The 23,424-nt window shown below is 44.2% G+C and carries 21 protein-coding genes and 2 tRNA genes; 13 read left to right on the forward strand and 10 right to left on the reverse strand.

The window, feature by feature from the left end; genetic code table 11:
• Position 1: 1 nt before the first annotated feature.
• The 4 genes from CAN90_RS05830 (at position 2) to CAN90_RS05845 (ending at position 3,289) form a co-directional block, all read left to right on the forward strand.
• The gene (locus CAN90_RS05830) at positions 2-490 is read left to right on the forward strand and encodes a YbaK/EbsC family protein (RefSeq protein ID WP_085832912.1); all 489 of its coding nucleotides are present in this window, start codon (positions 2-4) and stop codon (positions 488-490) included.
• A 6-nt stretch (positions 491-496) separates the two neighbouring features.
• Complete coding sequence (locus CAN90_RS05835) at positions 497-1,033, forward strand: CDP-alcohol phosphatidyltransferase family protein (protein ID WP_085832913.1); 537 nt, start codon at positions 497-499, stop codon at positions 1,031-1,033.
• A gap of 191 nt (positions 1,034-1,224) precedes the next feature.
• On the forward strand, positions 1,225-2,499 hold the full coding sequence (locus tag CAN90_RS05840) for an acyl-CoA thioesterase/bile acid-CoA:amino acid N-acyltransferase family protein (protein ID WP_085832914.1): 1,275 nt from the start codon (positions 1,225-1,227) through the stop codon (positions 2,497-2,499).
• Positions 2,500-2,707: 208 nt separating this feature from the next.
• On the forward strand, positions 2,708-3,289 hold the full coding sequence (locus tag CAN90_RS05845; protein WP_085832915.1) for a MarR family winged helix-turn-helix transcriptional regulator: 582 nt from the start codon (positions 2,708-2,710) through the stop codon (positions 3,287-3,289).
• A 120-nt stretch (positions 3,290-3,409) separates the two neighbouring features.
• Here CAN90_RS05845 and uxaC read toward each other — a convergent pair whose 3' ends face one another.
• A complete protein-coding gene (uxaC, locus tag CAN90_RS05850; RefSeq protein ID WP_085832916.1) occupies positions 3,410-4,819 on the reverse strand; it encodes a glucuronate isomerase in 1,410 nt (469 codons plus the stop codon).
• A 108-nt stretch (positions 4,820-4,927) separates the two neighbouring features.
• Positions 4,928-5,920 carry a LacI family DNA-binding transcriptional regulator gene (locus CAN90_RS05855; protein WP_085832917.1) on the reverse strand — a complete coding sequence of 331 codons (993 nt, stop codon included), beginning with the start codon at positions 5,918-5,920 and terminating at the stop codon, positions 4,928-4,930.
• 210 nt (positions 5,921-6,130) lie between these two features.
• Here CAN90_RS05855 and CAN90_RS05860 point away from each other — a divergent pair, with 210 nt between their 5' ends.
• The 4 genes from CAN90_RS05860 to CAN90_RS05875 all read left to right on the forward strand — a co-directional run bounded on the left by CAN90_RS05860 (position 6,131) and on the right by CAN90_RS05875 (position 11,042).
• A complete protein-coding gene (locus tag CAN90_RS05860; RefSeq protein ID WP_085832918.1) occupies positions 6,131-7,606 on the forward strand; it encodes a tagaturonate reductase in 1,476 nt (491 codons plus the stop codon).
• Between the two features lie 15 nt (positions 7,607-7,621).
• The gene (locus CAN90_RS05865; RefSeq protein WP_085832919.1) at positions 7,622-9,106 is read left to right on the forward strand and encodes a UxaA family hydrolase; all 1,485 of its coding nucleotides are present in this window, start codon (positions 7,622-7,624) and stop codon (positions 9,104-9,106) included.
• A 160-nt stretch (positions 9,107-9,266) separates the two neighbouring features.
• Positions 9,267-10,175, forward strand: a complete 909-nt coding sequence (locus CAN90_RS05870) for an SDR family oxidoreductase (protein ID WP_085832920.1) — start codon at positions 9,267-9,269, stop codon at positions 10,173-10,175.
• Positions 10,176-10,298: 123 nt separating this feature from the next.
• Complete coding sequence (locus CAN90_RS05875) at positions 10,299-11,042, forward strand: GNAT family N-acetyltransferase (protein WP_085832921.1); 744 nt, start codon at positions 10,299-10,301, stop codon at positions 11,040-11,042.
• A gap of 87 nt (positions 11,043-11,129) precedes the next feature.
• On the opposite strand, the gene msrB is transcribed toward CAN90_RS05875, so the two are convergent.
• Together msrB and CAN90_RS05885 are read right to left on the reverse strand one after the other, a co-directional pair.
• On the reverse strand, positions 11,130-12,083 hold the full coding sequence (gene msrB, locus CAN90_RS05880; protein WP_085832922.1) for a peptide-methionine (R)-S-oxide reductase MsrB: 954 nt from the start codon (positions 12,081-12,083) through the stop codon (positions 11,130-11,132).
• A 200-nt stretch (positions 12,084-12,283) separates the two neighbouring features.
• Positions 12,284-12,370, reverse strand: a tRNA-Leu gene (locus tag CAN90_RS05885).
• 404 nt (positions 12,371-12,774) lie between these two features.
• On the opposite strand from CAN90_RS05885, the gene CAN90_RS05890 reads away from it, so the two are divergent.
• On the forward strand, positions 12,775-12,987 hold the full coding sequence (locus CAN90_RS05890; RefSeq protein ID WP_085832923.1) for a hypothetical protein: 213 nt from the start codon (positions 12,775-12,777) through the stop codon (positions 12,985-12,987).
• A gap of 487 nt (positions 12,988-13,474) precedes the next feature.
• On the opposite strand, the gene CAN90_RS05895 is transcribed toward CAN90_RS05890, so the two are convergent.
• Positions 13,475-13,957 carry a GNAT family N-acetyltransferase gene (locus tag CAN90_RS05895; RefSeq protein WP_085832924.1) on the reverse strand — a complete coding sequence of 161 codons (483 nt, stop codon included), beginning with the start codon at positions 13,955-13,957 and terminating at the stop codon, positions 13,475-13,477.
• Between the two features lie 182 nt (positions 13,958-14,139).
• Between CAN90_RS05895 and CAN90_RS05900 the strand changes: the two genes are divergently transcribed.
• Positions 14,140-14,216, forward strand: a tRNA-Met gene (locus CAN90_RS05900).
• A gap of 273 nt (positions 14,217-14,489) precedes the next feature.
• On the opposite strand, the gene aroD is transcribed toward CAN90_RS05900, so the two are convergent.
• The 5 genes from aroD to CAN90_RS05925 all read right to left on the reverse strand — a co-directional run bounded on the left by aroD (position 14,490) and on the right by CAN90_RS05925 (position 19,226).
• On the reverse strand, positions 14,490-15,251 hold the full coding sequence (gene aroD, locus CAN90_RS05905) for a type I 3-dehydroquinate dehydratase (RefSeq protein ID WP_085832925.1): 762 nt from the start codon (positions 15,249-15,251) through the stop codon (positions 14,490-14,492).
• A 364-nt stretch (positions 15,252-15,615) separates the two neighbouring features.
• Positions 15,616-16,557: a transketolase family protein gene (locus tag CAN90_RS05910; RefSeq protein WP_085832926.1), complete on the reverse strand. Its 942-nt coding sequence runs from the start codon at positions 16,555-16,557 to the stop codon at positions 15,616-15,618.
• Complete coding sequence (locus tag CAN90_RS05915; protein ID WP_143750840.1) at positions 16,557-17,393, reverse strand: 1-deoxy-D-xylulose-5-phosphate synthase N-terminal domain-containing protein; 837 nt, start codon at positions 17,391-17,393, stop codon at positions 16,557-16,559. Before CAN90_RS05915 ends, CAN90_RS05910 begins: the two co-directional genes overlap by 1 nt.
• An 8-nt stretch (positions 17,394-17,401) precedes the next feature.
• The gene (locus CAN90_RS05920; RefSeq protein ID WP_085832928.1) at positions 17,402-18,079 is read right to left on the reverse strand and encodes an aspartate/glutamate racemase family protein; all 678 of its coding nucleotides are present in this window, start codon (positions 18,077-18,079) and stop codon (positions 17,402-17,404) included.
• 250 nt (positions 18,080-18,329) lie between these two features.
• Positions 18,330-19,226 carry a LysR family transcriptional regulator gene (locus CAN90_RS05925; RefSeq protein ID WP_085832929.1) on the reverse strand — a complete coding sequence of 299 codons (897 nt, stop codon included), beginning with the start codon at positions 19,224-19,226 and terminating at the stop codon, positions 18,330-18,332.
• A 222-nt stretch (positions 19,227-19,448) separates the two neighbouring features.
• On the opposite strand from CAN90_RS05925, the gene CAN90_RS05930 reads away from it, so the two are divergent.
• From CAN90_RS05930 to CAN90_RS05940, 3 genes are all read left to right on the forward strand, one after another.
• A complete protein-coding gene (locus tag CAN90_RS05930) occupies positions 19,449-21,263 on the forward strand; it encodes a thiamine pyrophosphate-binding protein (RefSeq protein WP_085832930.1) in 1,815 nt (604 codons plus the stop codon).
• A gap of 69 nt (positions 21,264-21,332) precedes the next feature.
• A complete protein-coding gene (locus CAN90_RS05935; protein WP_085832931.1) occupies positions 21,333-22,169 on the forward strand; it encodes a sugar phosphate isomerase/epimerase family protein in 837 nt (278 codons plus the stop codon).
• 131 nt (positions 22,170-22,300) lie between these two features.
• Positions 22,301-23,212 carry a shikimate dehydrogenase family protein gene (locus CAN90_RS05940; RefSeq protein WP_085832932.1) on the forward strand — a complete coding sequence of 304 codons (912 nt, stop codon included), beginning with the start codon at positions 22,301-22,303 and terminating at the stop codon, positions 23,210-23,212.
• Positions 23,213-23,424 lie beyond the last annotated feature (212 nt).

Here is a 23,424-nt window from a genome sequence, read left to right on the forward strand (position 1 = left end):
CATGAGTACGGAAAAGGTTCGGAATTATTTACAGCAGTTTGGAAAAGACGATAAGGTTCAGGAGTTTGAGGTTTCCAGCGCTACGGTAGAGCTTGCCGCACAAGCGCTGGGGGTAGAGCCTGCCAGAATTGCCAAGAGCATCTCGTTAAAGGATGAAAACGGTTGTATCTTAATTGTCGCCGCAGGGGACGGGAAGATTGATAATTCTGCATTCAAGCGTCACTTTGGCTTAAAAGCCAAAATGCTTGTACCGGAAGAAACAGAGGAACTAACAGGCTACCGTGTTGGTGGAATTTGCCCATTCGATAATCCCGACGGTGCAAAGGTGTATCTGGATGAATCCTTACGTCGTTTTACCACGGTGTACCCGGCATGCGGAACCTCCAATTCTGCTATTGAGCTTACCTGTGAAGAATTGCTGGAGTGCTCTCGTGCTCTTGGCTGGGTGGATGTTTGCAAGGGCTGGAGGGAACAGCCCTCAGAAGGATAACCCTTTATGAAAAATCTGCCGAACGCGCTCACGATACTGCGAATCGTTCTTTGCGTTCCACTGTTATTTGTAGAGCCTTTATCTATACCGTTCTTTGTGCTGTACGGCATTTGCGGTGTTACCGATATGCTCGACGGCTACCTTGCAAGAAAGCTTAAATGCACCAGCCCTGCAGGAGCAAGGCTAGACAGTGTGGCAGATTTTCTATTAACTGCGGTGCTCCTCTTTCGACTTGTTCCAGCAATGAAACTGCCGATTTGGCTTTTTGGTTGGATTGCAGGAATAGCGATAATTAAACTTTGCTCCCTTGCGGTTAACTATGTTCGGTATAAGCAATTTGCTTTTTTGCATACCTATGCCAATAAAGCAGCGGGGCTGCTATTATTTTGCCTGCCGTTTGGCTATCCCTTTTTGGGGGTTAACGCCGGAACAACTCTTTGCGTGTTTGCTACGCTAGCCGCATTGGAAGAGCTGATTCTCTGCGTAACCTCACCGGTTCTGAATCAAGATGTGAAGGGTATTTTCTTCTCTAAAAATGAATAAATACACTTAATGAAGTGAAAAGTAAGAGCTTGCTGTCTGGAGGTATAGACAGCAAGCTTTTTATTTTATTTTAAATTAATTAATAAATATATTGACTAAATGGAGAATGCGGTCTATACTACGCTTAATAAAGACAATGTTATGGTTATTGTAGAGAATCCTCATTAATCTATTTGTTAAGGAGAGCAAGGATGAAAATTGCGATTGATAAGAAAGAAGCCTTTGTGGATGAAAAAGTACATATTAGCGTTTCGGAGCTACCAGCTAATACTCAGTTAAAGGCAAGCCTTACTATGGAGCTGCCTTGGTGTAGTGGCGAGGAATTTTCGTCTTACGCTATTTTCCAAGTGGATGAATCTGGCACAGTGGATTTTGATGAAGCGGTTCCGGTCGAGGGAAGCTATCATACGGCAGACAGTATGGGGCTGATTTATTCAGTAAAACAATCAAAATCTGCAGGGAATAATATTGTACAAGGAATTAGCATTGAAAAACCCATCCTGATGAATTTACGAGTGGAGTCTTCCACAGAAAAGCGTGAAGTTTTGCTTACCCGTCGTTTTAAAAGCGATAATCTTATTGTAAAGCCGATTCACGCGGAATTTAACGGTGTGCTATTTTACCCCCAAACACCTGCTAAGAAAACAATCTTAATGCTAGGTGGGTCGGATGGCCAATTGGATGCCCTTTCTTTAATGGCGGCTCCGATTGCCTCCAGGGGATTCAATGTGCTAACCGTACCGTATTTTGGGGCAGAGGGGCTGCCAGAAAAATTAGAAGAAGTCCCGCTCGAATACTTTGAAACCATTTTCCGGTGGTTAGAGAATAATGAAATCACAAAAGCGAAAGAAATCTATATACACGGTACCTCAAAGGGCGGTGAACTAGCACTTTTGCTGGCTTCCCGTTATCCTCAAATTAAAAAAGTTGCCGCAGTCGAACCGCATGTATATTGCTTTCAGGCACTTGATGGCCTCGCGAGCGGCAAGAATGCTTCCAGTTGGTCTTATCAGGGAAAATCGATTCCTTTTATTCCAGTAGATAATGCAATATTCTTTGAAGAGCAGAAAAAAGCGGTGCAGGAGGGGGGTCCCTTTGGCTTTGCCAGCACCTATCAAAAAAGCATTGAGAAAGCAGAAAATCGCGAAGAAGCCAGAATAAAAATCGAGAATTCGGAAGCGGATTTTCTATTAATTTACGGGGAAAAGGATAATATTTGGAACAGCTACGATGCCTGCAAAGAAATACTGCAAGTGCTCAAAGAAAACAAGTACTCGCATTCAGTACAGATTTTGCCTTATAAAGATATGGGCCACCCGATACCTGTTCCTTTTGTGGTTCCTATCAGCATTACCTTAGAAATGCCAATGAATGGCGGAGTATTTACCTCCGGCGGTACCATTGAGGGAAATGCCAAGGGACAATATGAATCCTTTCAAAAAACCATTGCATTTTTTCAGCAATGAAATAATAAAGCATTCTTATTTGAAGGGTTCGAGCAATGCGAATGTTTGAGCATTCAGCGTTATACTCCTTTTATAAGGATTGATAAACGTATAGTGTCGTTGTATAACGATACAATATCTTGCGCAACTAATTCTCTAACACCAATGCGGAAAATTGGTGCAGTAGTTGCGGCATAGATGTCCAATTTTCAAAAGGCAGGTCATAGCAGTGAATTATGAGAAAGAAATGCGACTGCTGCATTTAACGCAGCAAGTATACTCAAGCCTTATTTCTGTTTCAAACAAATTACAAACAGCCGGGGACAAATACTGTACCCCTTTTACGTCTCGGCAATATATGACGGTTCTGGCGATACTCCATTTACCGGAAGAGGAAACAACAATTGTAAACATCGCAAATAAGTTGGGCAGTACCAAGCAAAATATTACGCAATTGGTTTCTAGCCTTGAGAAAAAGGGATCTGTAGCAATTGGCCCTAGCAAAAAAGACAAGCGTGCAGTGAATGTGTGTGTAACCGAGCTAGGTATGCAAACAATGCTAAGCTGCGCAGGCAAAATCTCGGTAGACTTAATGGCAGACCTCTTTGCTGACTTCGATGAAAAAGAACTGGAGCTTTTATGGAGACTACAAAAGAAGTTGTATGCTTTTGACGGAGTGGCTATGGATGGATTAGAGGAAAATGTGAAAGTTCCATTTTCGCTCAGTGAGCAAGAGATTCAAACCGCCCTCGAGCGATTCTCACAGAGGCGAAACAACCCGATGCCATATCAAACGAGCCCAATAGAATAAGCTGTTTTATCCTAGAAAACCCCATCCCGCTTTTTTAACCGGATGGGGTTTTGTTAGCTTAAAGAAGAGCCGCCGCAAATGATTGCGGCGGCTCTTCTAACAGAAGGAATATGAAAAAGGTTAAACGTTGAATTCAAAGTAACGATTGGTGTTGTTGAATGAAATATCCTGTACCAGTTTGCCAAGGTACGGAATATCATCCGGGTACTCGCCGTTTTCTACCCATGTGCCAATCAGGTTGCATAGAATGCGGCGGAAGTATTCGTGGCGGGTGTAAGATAAAAAGCTTCTGGAGTCTGTGAGCATTCCAGCAAAGGTACCGAGAACACCCAGGTTCGCAAGGCTGGTCATCTGCTCAATCATGCCAGTTTTGGTGTCGTTAAACCACCAAGCGGAGCCCTGCTGCAACTTGCCTGCGGCTTCCGTTCCCTGGAAGCACCCGATTAGTGCGCCAACCATTGCATTATCTGTGGGGTTGAGAGGGTAAATAATAGTTTTGGGAAGCTCGCCGGTTTTGTCCAGCTCGTTGAGGAATTTTGCTGCCGTGTCTGCACAGCAGTAGGTAGCAATACAATCAAAGCCGCTGTCAACGCCAATGCGGTCAAGCATACGGTCGTTTACACTACGCAGTGCGCCGTAATGCAGCTCCATCACCCAGCCAAGCTTTGCATATTTGCGGCCAACGAACAGAAGAATGGCATACTTATATTGATCGATTTCTTCCTGCGTAAGTGCTCCGCCATTCAGGCCTTTTTTCAATATGGCATTTAGCTCATCATCCGTAGCCGGATTGTACATAATATAATCAACGCCATGGTCAGAGGCACGGCAGCCCATGCTGTCGAAAAACTCCATGCGTTTTTCCAGCGCAGCGCGAACGTCTTCAATGGTTTGAATAGAGACGCCGCTTACCTGCGAAAGCTGCTGCATATACTCCGCAAAACCAGGCTTATTAATATTCATGGCTTTGTCCGGTCTCCATGCAGGCACAACCTTAACGTCAAAGGATGGATCATCCTTAATTTTTTGGTGCCATTCCAAGGAATCGATGGGGTCATCTGTTGTTGCAATGGCTCGCACGTTCGACTGCTTAATCAGGCCGCGAACACTCATGCCATCTTCCTGTAGCTTTTTGTTGCACAGGTTCCAAACCTCTTCGGCTGTGTCTGCATTCAGAACACCGTCATACCCAAAGTAGCGGCGGAGCTCTAAGTGAGTCCAGTGGTAGAGGGGATTGCCGATTGCTTTTGGCAGGCTTTCTGCAAATTGCTGGAACTTCTCACGGTCGCTGCTGCCTTTGCCGGTAATCAAGTCTTCATTTACACCGCAGGAGCGAATCAAACGCCACTTGTAATGGTCGCCTCCCAGCCAAACCTGCGTAATATTATCAAACTTGCGGTCTTCCGCAATTTCTTGCGGAATGATATGGCAATGATAATCGATAATCGGCATTTTGCTTGCGTAGTCATGGTACAACGTTTTTGCCGTTTCATTGCTCAACAGGAAATCTTCATCCATAAATTTTTTCATGATTTAAGCCTCCAGTTTTTTGTTTCATCAGCATGGTATATGAATCCTTGCAAAAGAGTGGGGCAGATTTACAAGGATGTTGACCGAACGTTCGGTGAATGCCCATTTTTATTGTGGGTTAGCCTGAAAGGTATCTCTCTGCACCAGCGTAGCAGAAATCACCATTTTCTGTGGAACGCTTTTACCGTCCAAAATCCCGGTGAGCATAGAAATGGCTGCGGGGCAGAGTGTGTCTAGCATATTATCTACACTCGTAAGGGAGGGAGAGCAGGTTTCCGATAAAATGGAATTATTAAAGCCGATGACTGGCATCGTTAGGTTCAGTTTTTGCAGTGCTTTCATAGCGCCAATCGCCAGTAGGTCCTCCGACGCCATCACAGCTCGAAAAGAAATACCCGAATCAAACAGAGTAAGAACACGGCGCCTTACTTGCTCAATGGATTTTGGTACCTGAACAATCAGGCTTTCATTTACAGGAATGCCGCACTGCTTTAGGCCATCCCGGTAGCCGTTGAGTTTAGAACAGCCACTGTAAGTTAAAATATCGTAAAGATAAAGAATATCACTGTACCCTTGGCGATTTAAAAGAGCTACGTTTTGTGCAACGGCCGCTTGCTCATCACACGTAACACAATAGGTTCCGGGCAACTCTACCAGCCCGTTAATAATAATAACGGGAACCTGCTTGGCAGCAATTTCAATATGGCTATTATCTACATTTTCTTTAAATGCAGAGCCAATGAGTATCACAGCGTCCACTCGTTTGGCCAAAAGCAGCTCAAGGTATTTCTTTTTGTCTTCTAAGTCGTTCCCAGTACAGCACAGCAATGCATCAAACCCATTTTGCCGCAGAAGGCTTTCTACTAAAGAAACTGCCTTTGCGTAGAATGTATCTGCAATATCGGTGCACAATATTCCAATGATTTTCATGGAGTTTAAATTAAGGCCGCGCGCAAAAGCGTTCGGTATATATTCTTCCTCCTGAATCACGGCCAATACTTTTTCACGTGTAGCGGCACTCACGTTGGGACTGCCGTTCATAACGCGCGAAACCGTCGCAATGGAAACACCACTGCGCTGAGCAATATCATAAATGTTCATAAGAGCAGGTATCACCTTCTTTTGTAAGGGCTTACAATTGAGTATATCCTTTTGTAGCTAAAAAATCAAGAAATATTTCGATTAAAATTGGTTTTTTTGGTGTATAACCAATTAATCCAAAAGCTTTTGAAAAACCTATTGACATTTGAGTCTCAAATGTTAAAATAAAAAATGTAAGCACTTACATTGTGAAAAGGAGTCATCTTTGTTATGAAACAGATTCAGGAGCTTCATTCGCGCACACCCTGCGAAATAAAGGTCGTACAATTCGGCGAAGGAAATTTTTTGAGAGCCTTTGTGGACTATTTTATTGATGTAGCCAACGAAAAAGGCGCATTTAACGGTGACGTTGCCGTGGTTAAGCCGATTTCTTTCGGTACTCTGGAGCGTTTTCACAAGCAGAATAATCTTTATACGGTTTCTCTGCGCGGCCGCAAAAACGGCGAGCCATCTGTTGAAAACCGTGTGGTCACCTGCATCAATCGGGTTGTAGATGCTTACGGTGAATATGAGGAATATGCCGCATTGGCAAAGCTCCCCAGTCTGCGTTTTGTCGTATCAAACACAACAGAGGCAGGCATTGTATATGATGAGACTGACCGTTTTGAGCTAACTCCTCCCAATACCTACCCCGGCAAGCTCACCAAATTTTTGCATGAGCGTTACACCGCGTTTAACGGTGCAAAAGATAAGGGCCTCATTATGCTGCCGGTAGAGTTGATTGAGAATAACGGCGGAAAGCTGCGCGACTGCGTAAACCGCCTGATTGATTTGTGGCAGCTTGGCGATGAATTTAAGAGCTGGGTAGCTGAAAGCTGTGTGTTCTGCAGCACCTTGGTTGACCGTATTGTAAGCGGTTACCCCAGAGGGGAAGCCGATGCAATCTGCGAAAAAGAGCTTGGCTACCAGGACGAGCTTCTCGATGCCGGCGAGCCGTTTGCACTTTGGGTTATTGAGAGCGACAAAGATATTTCTGGCGAGTTGCCGATTGACCACCTTGAAAAAGACGGAATGGAGGTTATCTTTACCGATAACCAGAAGCCATACCGTGAGAGAAAGGTGCGTATTCTCAATGGTGCGCATACCTCCTGCGTTTTGGCAGCTTACCTTACTGGCAAAAACATTGTTCGCGACGCCATGCAGGATCCCCTGTGCCGCGAGCTGATGGAGCGCACCGTATTCGATGAAATTGTGCCTACCGTAAAGCTGCCTCGCGAACAGGCAGAGGCATTTGCAAATTCTGTACTCGAGCGCTTTGACAACCCGTTTGTAGACCACGAGATTCTCTCCATCGCATTGAACTCCGTTTCCAAATGGAAGTCTCGTATTCTGCCTACCTTTAAAGACCAGTTTGCAGCGAATGGTAAAGCACCGAAATTCCTTACCTTCTCCTTTGCTGCTCTGCTCGCTTTCTATACCATTGAAAAGCTGGAAGACGGCGTAATGGTCTGCCTGCGTGACGGTGAGCCTTACCGCTTTAAGGATGATGAGCCGGTTATGGATTTCTTTGCGAAGCATTGCAAGCTACCGGTTGCAGAGTACGTGAAAGCGGTTGCTTCCCATGAGGAGTTCTGGGGCGAGGATTTGGCCAAGTTCGGCGATTTTGCAGAGCAGGTAACTGCAAACTTGGAAGACATTCGTGCGAACGGCATGACAGCCGCTGTGAAAAAGCTGCTGGGAAAATAAGCGGAGGAGCCTTTTATGAAGCAGTTTTATCAGATTAACCCCAAAGACACCGTTATTGTTGCATTGCAGCCGATCCCTGCGGGAACGGTGCTCGATGTAGATGGCAAAGAGCTGAAGGTGGCAAACGATGTGCCACCCGGCCATAAAATAGCACTCAAAGAAATGAACGAGGGAGAGCCGATTGTAAAATACGGCTTTCCCATCGGTACTGCGGCTCGCAACATTCAAAGCGGTGAGTGGGTACACACCCACAATGTAAAAACAACGCTCGGCGAGCTTTTGGATTACACTTATACTCCCGATTTTCATGAATTGGAAGCGATTGCGCCCAAAACTTTTGAGGGTTACCGCAGAAAAGACGGAAAAGTGGGTGTTCGCAACGAGGTTTGGATTATTCCAACGGTTGGTTGCGTGAATTCCATTGTAAAACAGATAGAATTGCAGTCTCAGCAATATTTAACCCCAGAGCTGGACGGCATCTTCTGTTATACACACCCCTATGGCTGTTCTCAGCTTTCCGATGACCATACCAATACGCAAAAAGCGTTGACGGGAATGATTCACCATCCCAATGCGGGTGCGGTGTTGGTTGTTGGCCTTGGTTGTGAAAACAACACCATGGAGCAAATGCAGAAAATGATTGGCGATTATGACTCTGAGCGTGTGAAGTTCATGGTTTGCCAGGAATTTGAAGATGAGGTTGAGGTTGGCGTACAGCTCATGGAAGAGTTGTGTCGTTATGCTTCACAATTCCGCAGGGAAGAATGCAGTGTGTCTGACCTTGTAATTGGTCTAAAATGCGGCGGTTCGGATGGATTCTCCGGCATCACCGCAAACCCGCTGGTCGGTGCTTTCTCCGATTTGCTGGTGGCACAGGGCGGAACCAGTATTTTAACTGAGGTTCCCGAAATGTTCGGTGCGGAAACTATTTTGATGAATCGCGGAAAAGACCGTGCAACATTCGATAAAACAGTTGATTTAATCAACGATTTTAAAAAGTACTTTATGCGTTATGGGGAGGAGATCGACTCCAACCCGTCCCCCGGCAATAAAGCCGGCGGTATTACCACATTGGAGGATAAATCCCTCGGGTGTATCCAAAAGGGTGGTACAGCTAAAGTAGTGGATGTTTTGGGTTATGCACAGCCGGTTGCCCATAAGGGATTAAACTTGCTGCAAGGCCCCGGAAATGATTTGGTCGCCTCCACAGCGCTGGCAATTTCGGGTGCGCATATCGTGCTGTTTACCACCGGGCGTGGCACTCCGTTTGCTTGTCCTGTTCCCACGATTAAAGTTTCAAGCAACACAGCACTCAGCCAGAAAAAATCTGGATGGATTGATTTTAATGCCGGCCAGCTTTTGGAAGGCAAAAGCATGACTGAAGTTGCCGGGGAATTCTTCGACTTTATTGTTGATGTTGCTTCCGGCAGAAAACATGCAAAGTCTGAACTGCTGGACAAGCGTGACTTGCCCATCTTTAAAGATGGTGTTACCCTTTAATTAGCTTTCATCGATTTCCCTTTTATATGGCACTCCTGTTTTCGCAGGGGTGCCACTTTTTTCTCTTCATCTCTGCTCACTGTCAAACAGGCTTAAAATTTGTCTTTCCGTAGTATATATGGTGATAGAAATAGCTTGAGGGGAAAGGGAGTTCTGCTTTATGTATCCGATTTATCCGTACTATGCAAGCAAACAAGTCTGCAAAGAAGAACCGGTCGCATTTCCATCCCAACAACAGACGGTACAACCCGGCATGGAATACTTGATGAAGCCGCTGCCGATTTTTGAGAACCCGGAGTACCGGGTAGGTGGTAAGCTAAAGGGAAAAACGGCACTCATTACCGGTGGGGATAGTGGAATTGGCAGGGCGGTTTCGGTTGCTTTTGCCAAAGAAGGCGCGAATATTGCCATTGCGTATCTCAATGAGCGCAAAGATGCGCAGGATACAAAGCGAATCATTGAAGAGCAATATGAAGGCCAGTGCCTGTTGTTGGAAGGCGATCTTCGCAGTGAAGATACCTGCAAACAGGTCGTGGAGCTAACTGTTCGGCAATACGGTGGGCTTCATGTATTGGTAAATAACTGCGCCGTTCAATTCGTGCAGAAAAACTTTACGGATATTACCACAGAGCAGCTGCACAATACCTTTGCTACCAATGTGTATTCTTACTTTTTTCTAACGAGATATGCTCTTCCATATTTACATGAAGGAGATAGCATTATCAATACGGCATCTGTCGTTGCATACCGCGGGGACGAAAATTTGATTGATTATTCCGCCACCAAGGGAGCGGTTGTGTCGTTCACGCGTTCGCTGGCACTGAATTTGGTGCAAAAGGGAATACGCGTGAATGCGGTTGCACCCGGCCCGTTTTGGACTCCGCTTCAGCCGGCTGCCGGTTCTCAGCCGCCGGAAGCCATTCAGTCCTTTGGTGTGAATACTCCTATGAAGCGAGCGGGTCAGCCCTTTGAGATTGCTCCGGCCTATGTGTACCTTGCTTGTGATGACTCCCGTTATATGACAGGCCAAACCCTGCACGTAAACGGCGGAGAGTGGATAGGCGGATAAATAAAAAAGACCTCTGGTTATATACAGGAGGTCTTTTTTTATGGTCTGGATTCAATTACCATTCTATGCTATACTTTGTGTTAATTATAATGAATATAAATTCCAGTTGAAAGAGGGGGCACAATGGCGCAGTTAAATCAGATAGCATCCATTTTTTCAGGCTGGGAAAAAGCGATGATTCGTTCTTGTTTGGATGGCTGTATGGGTTATTTTCTTACGGATGATGAGCAAAATCCGTCTGCGGCTCAAATAGTGGTAGGGGATTTTTGCTTCTTTGCGGGTGTTCCAAAGGCAGCTTTGGCAGCAAAAGCTGCATCGCCAATTATAGCTCTGCAAAATGCAGAATGGGAGCAAATACTCCAATCGGTGTGGGGAAATCGTGTAACCAAAGCAACACGATATGCCATTCGAAAAGAGCCGGATGTGTTTTCTCCAGAACGATTAAATGGCTATATTGATGTGTTAGATGAGGGCTATCAGCTGGAATTTATTGAAGAAGAGCAATACCACTCTTTACTAGAGGAGGATTGGTCCCGGGATTTGTGCTCCCAGTTCCCCAGTTATGAAGAATACCGCCAGAAAGGGTTAGGAGTTGTAGTAACATATAAAGGAAAAGCGGTGAGCGGTGCTTCCTCTTACTGTGTGTATTCAGGTGGCCTCGAAATTGAAATCGATACAAACCCGGAGTATCGAAGAAAAGGGCTTGCAACTGCCTGTGGAGCCGGTTTGATTTTAGAATGCCTAAAACGTGGTCTATACCCTAGCTGGGATGCGCACGATTTGCGTTCCGTTGCTTTAGCAGAAAAGCTGGGGTATCATATGGATTACCCTTACACCGTTTATATAAAAAATGATTTTTTTCTTTGAGATAGACTATTATATAAAAAATAAGACACTCTGAAAAAGCGGAAGCTAAATCAGAGTGCCTTTTTAATTGGTATATAGAAAAGAACTTTATTCTGAAATGAGTGGGAGCAAATGCCCGTATCCCTCTTTTTCCATCTCTTCTTTGGGGATAAACCGAAGTGCCGCGCTGTTAATACAGTAGCGCTGCCCACCTAGCTCTTTAGGGCCGTCCGGGAACACATGACCCAAGTGCGCATCACCAACACGGCTTTTTACTTCTGTGCGAATCATTCCATGCGTAAGGTCAGACTTCTCCTGCACCACATTGGGGTCTATGGGCTTGGCAAAGCTTGGCCAGCCGCACCCGGAATCGAATTTATCGCTGGAAGAGAAGAGAGGCTCTCCGGTTGTAATATCTACATAAATACCAGGTTGGAATACGTGGTCAAACTCATTTTGAAAGGGAGGCTCCGTCGCCTGCTGCTGTGTGACTTTGTATTGCAAGTCGGTTAGCTTGCTGCGAAGCGTATCTTCACTCGGCAGTTGGTATTGAGCGGGGTTTATAACAGCACGGCTGGCTTTCTCAAACTTTTCAGGAGCAATATGGCAGTAGCCGCCGGGGTTTTTATCAAGGTATTTTTGGTGGTACTCTTCTGCCGGAGAATAATTGGAAAGCGGCTTTACCTCAATTGCAATTTTTCTATCGTGTTTCTGTTGCAGCCGCTGAAGCGATTTTTCTATAACCGGTAAATCACTTGCCTGGGTATAATAAATACCTGTTCGGTATTGGCTGCCAACGTCACCGCCTTGCCGGTTCAGCGAAAAGGGATTAATAGAATCGTAGTATAGCTCCAATAAATACTCCAAAGAAAGCGTTTGCGGGTCGTAAATAACCTTTACCGTTTCGGCATGCCCCGTGTTTTGGTTGCAAACCTGTTCGTAGGTGGGAGACTGTGTTAAGCCGTTCGCATACCCAACTTGTGTTGAAAGCACCCCGGGTATGGAGGAAAGATATTTTTCGCTTCCCCAAAAGCAACCGCCAGCCAAGTAAATTTCAGACATCGTTTTTGCCTCCATTCTATACTGATGATACAAAAAGCCATTTCTTTTTCTTATAAGACTATTATAACAGAAAAAGGGAGGTGCAATACAGTTCTATATAAAATGAAAAAGCACCGCTTTTACGGCAAGAATGGCCTATTTTACCTGAAGATAAGTAGAAAACAAAAAAACAGATTAGAAACATTTGTTTCTAATCTGTTTGGTGCGAGGGAGGAGACTTGAACTCCTATGAGCTTGCGCTCACTAGAACCTGAATCTAGCGCGTCTGCCAATTCCGCCACTCTCGCATGTTTTTTTTGCAACCATTTGACTGCTTGAGTATTATAGCATGGGCTATTTTGTTTGTCAACAAGGTTACAAAAACTTTTTCGACATCTTTTCATTTGATTCGGAAGATTCGACAATTATGCAAAAAAACTCGAATTTTATACAGTCGAAATAAGGTCTTAAAAAGAATAGTAAAAATCAAAATTACTGATTTGTAGAGATATTTCGCTAGTGATTCGTGGCATATTTTGGCATATTAGGCATTGTTAACGAAAGAATTACAATTAATCGCCGAAATATTCATAAAACCTCCATTTTTAATGTATTCAGGAAATAAACGTATAATTTGACAAGATTCACCATATCGATAAGATATAATAAAAGACAGAAAATGAGTGATAAATAGAAAGGATGTATAACACCAATGAGAATACTGGTAACAAAAGAAGAGCTGGACAGAAAGCTGACACAGGTCAGTCATAACGATTTAATTGAGTTATGCATTGTACCGGCGCAAAAAGATGGAGCGGAATATAACCCCGGATTTTTGCACCTCGGTTTCATACATAATGGACAATATTATGATTTGGAATCAATTGATGCGTATTTTACTCAGGAAGGAATCAAAACAGCTTAATAATTGCATGATGTCCCCTCCCCCCAATAAATTGGCTTATGCCATCCCTGCGATGTGATAGTAAACAGTAAAATATCCTGAACCCCCAAAAGGGCCCATCTAATATAGACGGGCCCTTTTGGGGGTTCATTACTTAATATATATGGGAAAAGTGTGTCATAAGCAGTTTAAAAACAACATTTCAGATGTTGTACAGAAGGAAATATAACGACTAGGGTTAATTGTATAGTTAGTATACTTATATTGAAAACATGAAGCCCCCATAGATACAAGCATATAACTGAATAATTGAATTTTATCACGTTGTTATTTTTTAGTCAATCTATTTTAAGGAAATAAAATGATTTTTTTTGAATTTTCTTATCAGATTGCATTATTTAAACCTGTATTACTGTAATTTTGCAATAAAAAACTCCTTCTCTATACCTAATTTAGTGAAGGGAATAGGAAGGAGACTATACTCATACGTTTTGTTGTGGCAAAAGCGTTACAGCGTATGGTAAAATAAAATAATATCTTGGTAGGTGTGGTCTTTCATCCGAAAACCAAGTGGGACGGTACCGATTTCTACAAAGCCTAATTTGCGGTATAAGCGAATAGCGTGAATATTGCTTTTTACTACAGCATTAAATTGGAGAAGCTGAAAACCAAGAGCTTTGCTTTTCTCTAAGGAATGCTGAACTAGAAGTGTTCCTATTCCGTTCCCTCTGTATGACGGCAGTATCATATACCCAGCATTGGCTTGGTGATTACAGCGCCCCACGTTGTTTGGGTGTAGGATATATAATCCCATAATCACACCGTTTTCTTCTGCCACTGCGGTAAAGCTTTGTTCCGCAAAAAAATCTATCGCTTCCTCCAGTGAGAGAGAATCAGTTTGAGGAAAGGAATTCCCCTCCTCCACAATTGTATTCCAGATTTTTGTTAACATAGAAATATCTTTGTCTTGATATTCTCGAATCGATACCATTACGGAGCACTCCCTAACTGCATTGCATCTAAATTTTAAAAAAGTATAGCACAAACCAAGAGAGGGAACAAGCAAATTAAAAAGGCCTTTTTCATTAATTTAACATTTTTTTCAAAAAGGCTTGACTTTTTAGGTGTGCGATGTTATTATAGTTAAGCGCTCACGAAGGGTTGCAAAAATATCGCGGAGTGGAGCAGTCCGGTAGCTCGTCGGGCTCATAACCCGAAGGTCGTCAGTTCAAATCTGGCCTCCGCAACCAAACGTATTAAGCTTGAACAAGTTCAATTTTGTTCAAGCTTAATTTTTTATTTTAATTTAGGTAGGGCAATAGAGAAGGTTGTTCAAATTAAGAACTTTAACCTTGAGTTTTGAAATATCTGGCGATTTTAATCTGGAGATTTAATTAGAAAAGAAATTGTAAAAGATAAAAGGGCCTTGTCCGAAACTAAAAGGGTCGACACTTTGAAGTGTCGACCCTTTTAGTTTCAGAAAGAATTGGAAAGTGCTTTTTAAAGTAATCTGTTTTAACACTTTAAATGATTTGGTGGATTTCCTGCAAAATATGATAGAGTCTTTCGGTATCAATTTGCCCAGGTGCAGATGCTTTTTTTACTGTACCGAAAGTCAGTGCAGACCCGAATATCTCGCCAGTAACACGGCTGATAACCCCTGTTTTAGCCATAGACATTGTAACGAGAGGCTTCTCCGCATATTTCTGTCGCATAATGACCGTAGCTTCCAATAGCTTGATAACGTCTATCTCGTCTTGAGGCATAACCGCGATTTTGCAGATATCGGCTCCCAAATCCTGTGCGCTTCTCATCCGGTTGACCATTTCTTCCTTCGAAGGTGTGTTGTCAAACTGATGGCTTGATCCAATTACTTTCACACCTGCCGCGTGGGCACTTTCTATTATTTTTGGCGCAATTGCATCCCAAGTCAATACCTCTACATCAATCAGATCCACGTAGCCGGTTGCTACGACGGCCTGATTGATTTGCAGATAAGTTTCCGCATCCAGGCCAATTACACCGCCTTCTCTTGCGGTTCGCAACGTAAACAGCAGCGGAATTTGACCTAGAATAGAAGACAGTTCCTCAAGAACATCCTTCACTTTTTCAATATCTAGGGCACTTTCAAACCAGTCTACGCGCCACTCTACAATATCTACCCGATTGTTTGTGATGTCCAGCGCGTCCTCAAGAATTTCTTTTTTCGTTTTAGCTACAATGGGAACACAAATTTTGGGGATTCCTTCTCCAATTATTACGTTTTTTATAGTAACTGCACTCATTCATTTCACCTCTTACCATATTCTTATAAAGCTGCCCAACAAATGAACTTATAACACAGCGCTCTTCAAGATGTTGTTCAATTTATCACTTTAAATCGTTACTGTAAATTCTACTTACATTCTATTTAATTGTCAATACCATCTGCAAGCTAATTTGCGAATATATACTATCGCTTCAATGCCCAGACGAAAAGCAAATGCAATCTGCAAGTCAAAAGAGCCGGTTTTATTAACCGGCTCTTTTACCATCGTTGCTCGTATTAGGTGCAGACTAAATGTATGTGGTGCATACAATCAAATTTCATTCATGCTCCACTTGTATATTGGGTAGATTCTAATTTTTAAATCCAGTAATTCAATTAAGTTAGCGGGAATTTTTTTTAGACATTACATCTTTTACAGCAAAAACAATATCTGGTACCGACATTTTGTGCTCAGCGTAAAGTAACTCAGCATCTCCCGAGGAAGCAAATCGATCCTGCACACCAATACGCTTCATAGGAGTGGGGATTTTTTCGCTCAATACCTCTGCAACTGCAGAGCCTAATCCACCTATGATATTGTGATCCTCTACTGTGACCACGGCACCAGTCTCTTTGGCGGCCTTGATAATTGCTTCTTCATCCAAAGGCTTTATGGTATGAATTTCAATTACCTTAACACCAATGCCCTCCGCACGAAGGCGTTTGGCTGCCTCCATTGCTTTAGATAGTAGAATGCCAGAGGCGAAAACAACTGCATCATTGCCATTGTCCACAATGGTGTCTGCCTTGCCTAGCTTAAACTCATAGGAGGCCGGGTCATGAATGTCATCCGCCGGATTGCGGTGAAGTCGAATGTACAACGGTCCCTCAAAGTCAACGGCTGCTTTGGCGACTGCCCTAGCAGATACCTCGTCGGAGGGTTGCACAATTGTCATATTGGGCATGGCTCGAAAAATAGCCACATCCTCAATCGCGGCATGTGTGGCTCCGTCGCCCCCAACCTGAAGACCAACATGGGTACCAACTACGGTTACATTCAGTTTGGGGTAGCAAATAAATTGCCGCACCTGTTCGCAGGCACGCATACTGGTGAAAACAGCAAAGGTGGAAGCAAAGACCTTATTTCCACAGCTAGCAAAGCCTGCCGCTGTACCCATTAGGTTTTGCTCTGCAATGCCAATGGAAAATTCCCGCTCTGGGTAAAGCTTGCCAAAATTCTCCAAGGCGCAGGCCTTGGTATCTGCGTTACACACTACGAAGTCTTTTGTTGCCGCAAGCTCTGTCAGCTCTTTGCCAAAAGCAAATCTTGTTGCGATTCCCATTACTGCCCGCCTCCCATTTTCAATTCAGCAAGAGCTTGTTCTTCTTGCTTTGCGTTGGGGGCCTGACCATGCCATGCCGCCACATTCTCCATAAAAGAGACGCCCTTGCCCTTTACTGTCTTAGCCAGTATCACCACTGGGCCTTCCGTATTTTTCGCCTGATCAAGAGAAGCCAAAACTTGTTCCATATCGTTGCCGTCTGCCACGTGAATGACTTTCCATCCGAAAGCCCGCCATTTGTCGGGCAAGGGCTCTACACTCATAATCTCGTCAATGGTGCCGTTGATTTGCAGGTTATTACAGTCAACAATCGCAATGATGTTTTTTACTTTATGGTGGGCGGCGCACATTGCTGCCTCCCAAACCATGCCTTCCTGCAGTTCACCGTCACCCATCATGACATAGACTCTGTAGTTCAGCTTCTTCATTCTGGCGGATAAAGCCATCCCCACCCCAACCGCGAGTCCGTTGCCCAAGGAACCGGAGGAGATGTCAACGCCGGGTGTCTTATTCATGTCTGGGTGACCCTGTAAAATAGAACCATATTCTCGCAGTTTAGTCAGATTCGACACGTCAAAGTACCCTTTTCGTGCCAGCGCAGAATATAAAATGGGGCAGCAGTGTCCCTTAGAGAGAACAAAACGGTCACGGTCATATTTACGGGGATTTTTCGGGTCTATATTTTCTAATGAGTCAAAATAGAGAGCGGTTACGTATTCTGCCGCTGAAAGGGAGCCACCGGGATGCCCCGAACCCGCCTTGCTCACCATGGCAATTACATCTTGCCGAAGTTGGCTGCACATAGCCTCCAGAGCGGGGATATCTCTTGTCTTCATTTCCATAGTTACAACCCCTTTATCCGTTCCACTACCATGTTCAGCCCGGAATAAAAACTGCATAGCAGCGGAGTTTTTACATCCTTCAGGTCAGGCAGAAGAGCTCGCATGCTTACCTGTGCCATAACAATCGCATCGTAGCCCATGCTGTCTAGCTTGCAGATTTCTTCCAGCAAAATTTCGTTGTGACGCTTTGCGTCGCCGGAGGAGAGGGCTTCCCATGCTTCCTGCTGAACAACAGAGTGAATCTGCATTTCTTTGCCTTCTTCTTGGCCGAGTCTCTCAATCAGCCGGCGGCTAGGAGCCTGAGTAGTCATTAAAGTGGAGATAAGAGCGATTTTGCTGCCAAGAGAGACGGCCTCACGAGCCATCGGCTCATCAATTCTCACCACAGGGACAGAAGAAAATTTTTGACATAGCTCTGCCACATCTCCCATAGTGGAGCAGGAGAACAAGATTAGGTCTGCTCCAGCCTTTTCGGCTGCCATTGTATAAAGCATCGTGCGCTCGATGACAGCCTTGGTGGGCGTGCCAGCGTCACGAACATCAGCCAAAACGGTGTCATCGGTAATATACGTTACCCGAACACCCGGCAATTTTTCTTGCAGATATGCTACCGTATCCTCTCGTTTTGCAAAGCTAGTTTGCAAAATGGTAATTTGTTTTGTCTTTGATAGATTAGACATAGTAATATTACAAACTCCTTTCCCGAATGTTATTCACAAATCCGATTATTCCAAATCCACAGCTTAAGTATATCTCTCAATAATCTTCATGTAAAATACCGTTATTTTAGTGAAAACAAAAATATTTTTATAATCTACCATAAATCCCCCTTAGCATCGTAAAACGCGCGATGCTAAGGGGGATTTATCTGCCGTTTTTATAGCAGTTCCATATTTTACTTCATGATTTAGGGGAGCCACATATCGTGTTCTATTTGTTCTCTACGAATTCCTCAACAATAAAATCTCTCAGTCTACGAGCCGTGGGGGGTAAATACCGTTCCTTCACCCATTGCAGATAAATTTTCCGACCCAGCAGCTCGTTGTCTGGTTGGGCAAAGGGGATAATACAAACATTGTTGCTGTGGAAGGACGGAACCACAGGAGCGATTGCCACCGCCATTTCAGAGCTAATAAACGCCCCCATAGCAGAACATTCCGCTACACTAAGTACAAATTTAGGCTCCAGACCACGTTCTCGGAAGCAAGCAGAAATATGCCCGGTAATATTGCTGTTCGGCCCCAAAGAGATTAAGCCCTCGTCTTTTAAATCTTTGATTAAGACGCTCTCTCTTCCAGCCAACGGATGGTTTTGGGGTACAATCAATTTTAACTCCTGAGTGAAAATTTGCGTACTAATCAGGTCTTGTTCTCGGCTTTCTCCCGAGATAATCAGGTCAAGAGATCCTTCCATCAATTTGTCGATGAGCAGGCGATTTACACCCTGAACGCAGCTAACGGTAATGTTACCATTTTCTTTGTTGGTATAAAAGCGCTCTAAAAGCTGGGGGATAAAGTCAAAACTGATGCTGTATATGTTTCCTAAATTAATCGAGCCTGTGAAAGGATCGGCCAGTTCATAGGCTTTTATTTGAATTGCCTCCAGCTTATCGAGAGCCACCCTCACATAGGGTAAGATAGACTCTCCGAAATGGGTGAGATACGTCTTATTATCTCTGCGTTCAAACAGCGGAAAGCCCAATTCCTTTTCTAACTCCGAAATGGAGTAGCTTAAGCTAGGTTGAGAGACATAAAGCTGGTTGGCAGCCTTGGTGTAGTGAAGAACCTCCGCCATAACGGAAAAGCACTTTAGCTGTTGTATGGTCATAAAACACCCTCCCAAATTTGACTTATATTCAGAATACCACGCATGGCTCTAAAAGTCACCATTGGGACCTTATTAAAAATCTTTTGCTGGTCATTAAAATCATCAATTGGACTTTTTGCCTAACTTTGTTTAGAATAAAGCCACCGAATTAGCTCTCCTGTCCAAATTCACATGACATAAATCTGAATCGTTACTAAATGTTGGAAAGGATGTACTTACTATATGAAAAAGCTTTTATCTCACCAAATTGTCGATTATCTTGAGCGCAGAGATGTAAAATATGTGTTTGGCCTTTGCGGCCATACCGTGATTGCTATGCTTGACGCACTCAAAGATTCAAAATTGAAATTTATCTCTGTTCGCCATGAGCAGATTGCATCTACTGCAGCAGACGGCTACGCACGCATCACCAAAAAGGCAAGCGTAGTGATGTGCCACCTTGGCCCTGGGCTATCCAATGCTACTACCGGTGTGCTAAACGCCGCTCTGGATTCTATTCCAATGGTGGTCATCGCTGGAGACGTTCCCAGCTACTATTATGGCAAACACCCCCACCAAGAAGTAAACATGCACTGTGACGGCAGCCAATACGACATTTATAAGCCCTTTGTCAAGCGCGCTTGGCGAGTGGATACTCCCGAGATGATGCCTGAAATTCTGGATAAGGCATTTCGCTTGGCAGAAAGCGGCCGCCCCGGCCCTGTGCTGATTTCTGTACCTATGGATATATTTTCGCAGGAAATTGATACAGAGTATTTTGCCCGTACTTATCGTGATAGTCGAGTTACGGTTCGGCCCGCTCTGGATCCCGATGTTGCCAAAGAAATTGCTAGTAGATTGGTAGCTGCAAAACAGCCTGTTCTCCACGCAGGCGGTGGCATTCTTTCCTCCGGTGCTTCCGATGAGCTTGCCGCTTTGGCAGAGTATTTGGATATTCCGATTTCCCGCACGTTAATGGGGCAGGGCTGTGTTCCCGATACTCACCCCTTAATGTTGGGTCAGACTGGCTTCTGGGGTTTTGAACTAACCCATAAAATGACCACCGAGGCAGACGTCATTTTGGCTCTGGGCACTCGTTTGGCCGAGGCAGACAGTTCCAGCTGGTATGAGGGAGTTACTTTTGATTCTGAGAGAACTCGTTTCTTGCAAATTGACATAGACCCCAGTGAAATTGGCCGCAATTATCCTGTGGATATTGGAGCGATTGCAGATTTGAAGCCCGCCTTGAAGCAAATTTTGGCGGAAGTAAAGCTACTTTGCCCGGAGGGCCGTAGTAATCCAGAATTACGTGAAACGATTGCAAAAGAAAAAGCCCATTTTAAAGAGGAAAACCAACCCATTTGCGATGATGAGCGTTTCCCCATGACGCCTCAGCGCATCCTGCGGGACGTGAAATCACTTTTACCTAGCGATGCCATCATCGTAACGGATGTAGGTTGGAATAAAAACGGCATGGCACAGCAGTACGATATTGAGCTTCCCGGCTCGATTCACCACTGCTCCGGTCTAGCTACAATGGGCTTTGGTTCCGCTGCTTTGTTGGGTGTTAAGCTGGCTGCTCCCGACAAAAAGGTAATCACGCTAATTGGTGATGGCGGCTTTGGTACCAATCCATCCGTGCTGGCTGCAGCCAAAGAGTATGGTATCAATGTGGTTTGGGTAGTTATGAACAATGCCGCGTTTGGCACAATTGCCGGTCTTGAGGCCGCGAACTATAATACCCGTTTTGGTACCGTGTTTCATACTCCCGACGGAGAGCGTTATACTCCTGAGTGGTCTGTCATTGCGCAGGGATATGGCATAAAATCCAGAAAAGTAGTATCTGCCGACGATTTCTCTGTTGCACTCAAAGAGGCTTTGGAAGCCGACGAGCCATATTTGCTGGATGTTCCCATGGAAAATATTGTGGTTCCAACCCCTGGCTGCTGGAACATTAACGATATTTATTCTCCTAACGAGTTGGTTGACAACGGCCGATTGGTGAAAAAGGAAAACGGCAAATATGTTAGCCCTTCCCACGCAAAATCTCATAAGTAATGGATTAGGGGGGCTGTCGCAATTCATTTGTTGTGGCAGCCTATTTTAATTAGAATGAGGGAATTTAGAATGAGAACCTATTCATTGGCCTGCTTAACGATTCCAGGAATTCATCCTATAGAACAGATTAGAATCGCAAAAGAAGCAGGGTATGACTATGTCAGTCTGCGAACCATTCCCATGCATTTGCCCGGTGAACCAGAATTTTTATTACATAAAGACATCCAGCTTTTTCAGGCAGTAAAGGAAGCACTGGCAGAATACGATATCTCTCTTTTGGATATTGAGCTGGCTCGTATTCGGCCAGACATTGACATCAATGAGTATGAGCCTGCATTTGAAGCGGCTGCCAAGCTGGGAGCTACGGATGTGCTTGGTAGCGTTTGGGTTCGAGATCGTAAATTTTATATGGAGCAGGCAGGGCTAATTGCAGATATGGCGGCTCGCTATGGACTGAATTATAACATTGAATTCTTACCATGGGCTGGAGTTCGCAATTTGCAAGAGGGTATTACACTGGTTGATGAGTTACAACGTGATAACTTGTTCCTTCTAGTGGATATTCTTCACGCCGGGCGTGCAGGAGTGACAGCCGCAGAATTGGCTCGCACAAATCCAAAATATTTTCGGTTTATTCATTTGTGTGACGGTCCCAACTGTTTGGATGGAGATTGTGTTGCAGGTAATATTAATGATCCCTTCTTATTACACATCGCTCGGGAAGCTCGACTTTACCCAGGGGATGGAATTATGGATATTTGTGGAATGATACAGGCAATGCCAAACCTACCTATCTCCATTGAGTTGCCTAATTTAGAATATATTAAGCAATTCGGAGCGGCTGGTCATGCTAGAAACTGCATTAATAAGGCAAAAGCGTACTTTGCTACCAATAACATGGATTAAGAAATTCCAGTTTGTTTTTAGGTTATAAGTGCCTTTGCACATATTCTGCAATTCATAAACTTTCTTAAGATTAAGGTGTGTAATGGTTACGTAGCACTTATTTCTTCTTTACATGAAAAAGAGGTTACAGGATGATAATTGATGTTAATACAAAAATAATTACCCTCATCGGTACGCCACTTTCACAGTCCTTTGCAGCTCAAATGCAGAACGTAGGGTATCAAGCGGCAGGCCTCAATATGATTTATTTCTATACCGAAGCGGATAAAGAGCATTTAGGAGATATTGTCAATGGACTGCGGTATATGAATACTGCGGGCTTTGCTGTTACAAAACCCAACAAGGTTCGGGTACTGCGCTATCTCGATGAGTTGGATCCACTATGTCAAAAAATGGGGGCATGCAACACCGTAGTTAAAACCCCTGATGGTAAGTTAATTGGCTATAACACTGACGGAATCGGGTTTTATACTTCTTTAACGCAGGAGGCAGGTGTCAAGGTAGATCAAAGTGTGTTTTTCTGCTTTGGCGGCGGAGGAGCAGGGCGCGCCATGTGTTCGGTTTTGGCCTATTATGGTGCCCAAAAGATTTATATTACAGATGTTTTTGAGCCCTGTGCAAAAGCTCTGGTTGAAGACATTAATCAAAATTTTGCTCCGGTGGCTGAATTTGTGCACCATGAGGATTTTTCAAAGTTGGCCGTTTGCAATGTAGTAATCAATGCAAGCGGGGTGGGAATGGGGGACAGCATCGGCCGCAGTCCTCTGCAAAAAGAATACATACAAGCTGGGCAGTTCTACTTTGACGCATGCTACAATCCAGCAAAAACTCAGTTTTTGCTGGATGCGGAAGAAAAAGGCTGCTGTGTACAAAACGGATTAGGGATGTCTTTGTATCAGGGTGTTGCACAAATTGAACTTTGGAGCGGGAAAAAAGCACCAGTTGAAGCGATGCGTCAAGAGTTAATGCGGATTGTAGAGGAGAAAAAAGAATCTCCCAATTTACAAGAGTCCTGCTGCGCAGTTCATGCTCGCAGTAGGTAGTGTTCCCGTCCTGAAAGGCTCAATTGCTTTTTATTGTCGTGCAGTAATTGTTATATTCCTTTGGTTACTTGAAATACAACTTGCGGGATCCCGGCAAATATTTGCCATAGCGGTAGAAGCTTTGAACGTTGTTGCGCTGGTATAACCGAGTATACGTTCACCATGCAAGCTCATTTTTCAGAGGGGTATCTTATTAATTGGTAGAACGAATT

The organism is Clostridium merdae (genome assembly GCF_900176635.1).
In the GTDB taxonomy this organism is placed as follows: domain Bacteria; phylum Bacillota; class Clostridia; order Oscillospirales; family Acutalibacteraceae; genus Faecalispora; species Faecalispora merdae.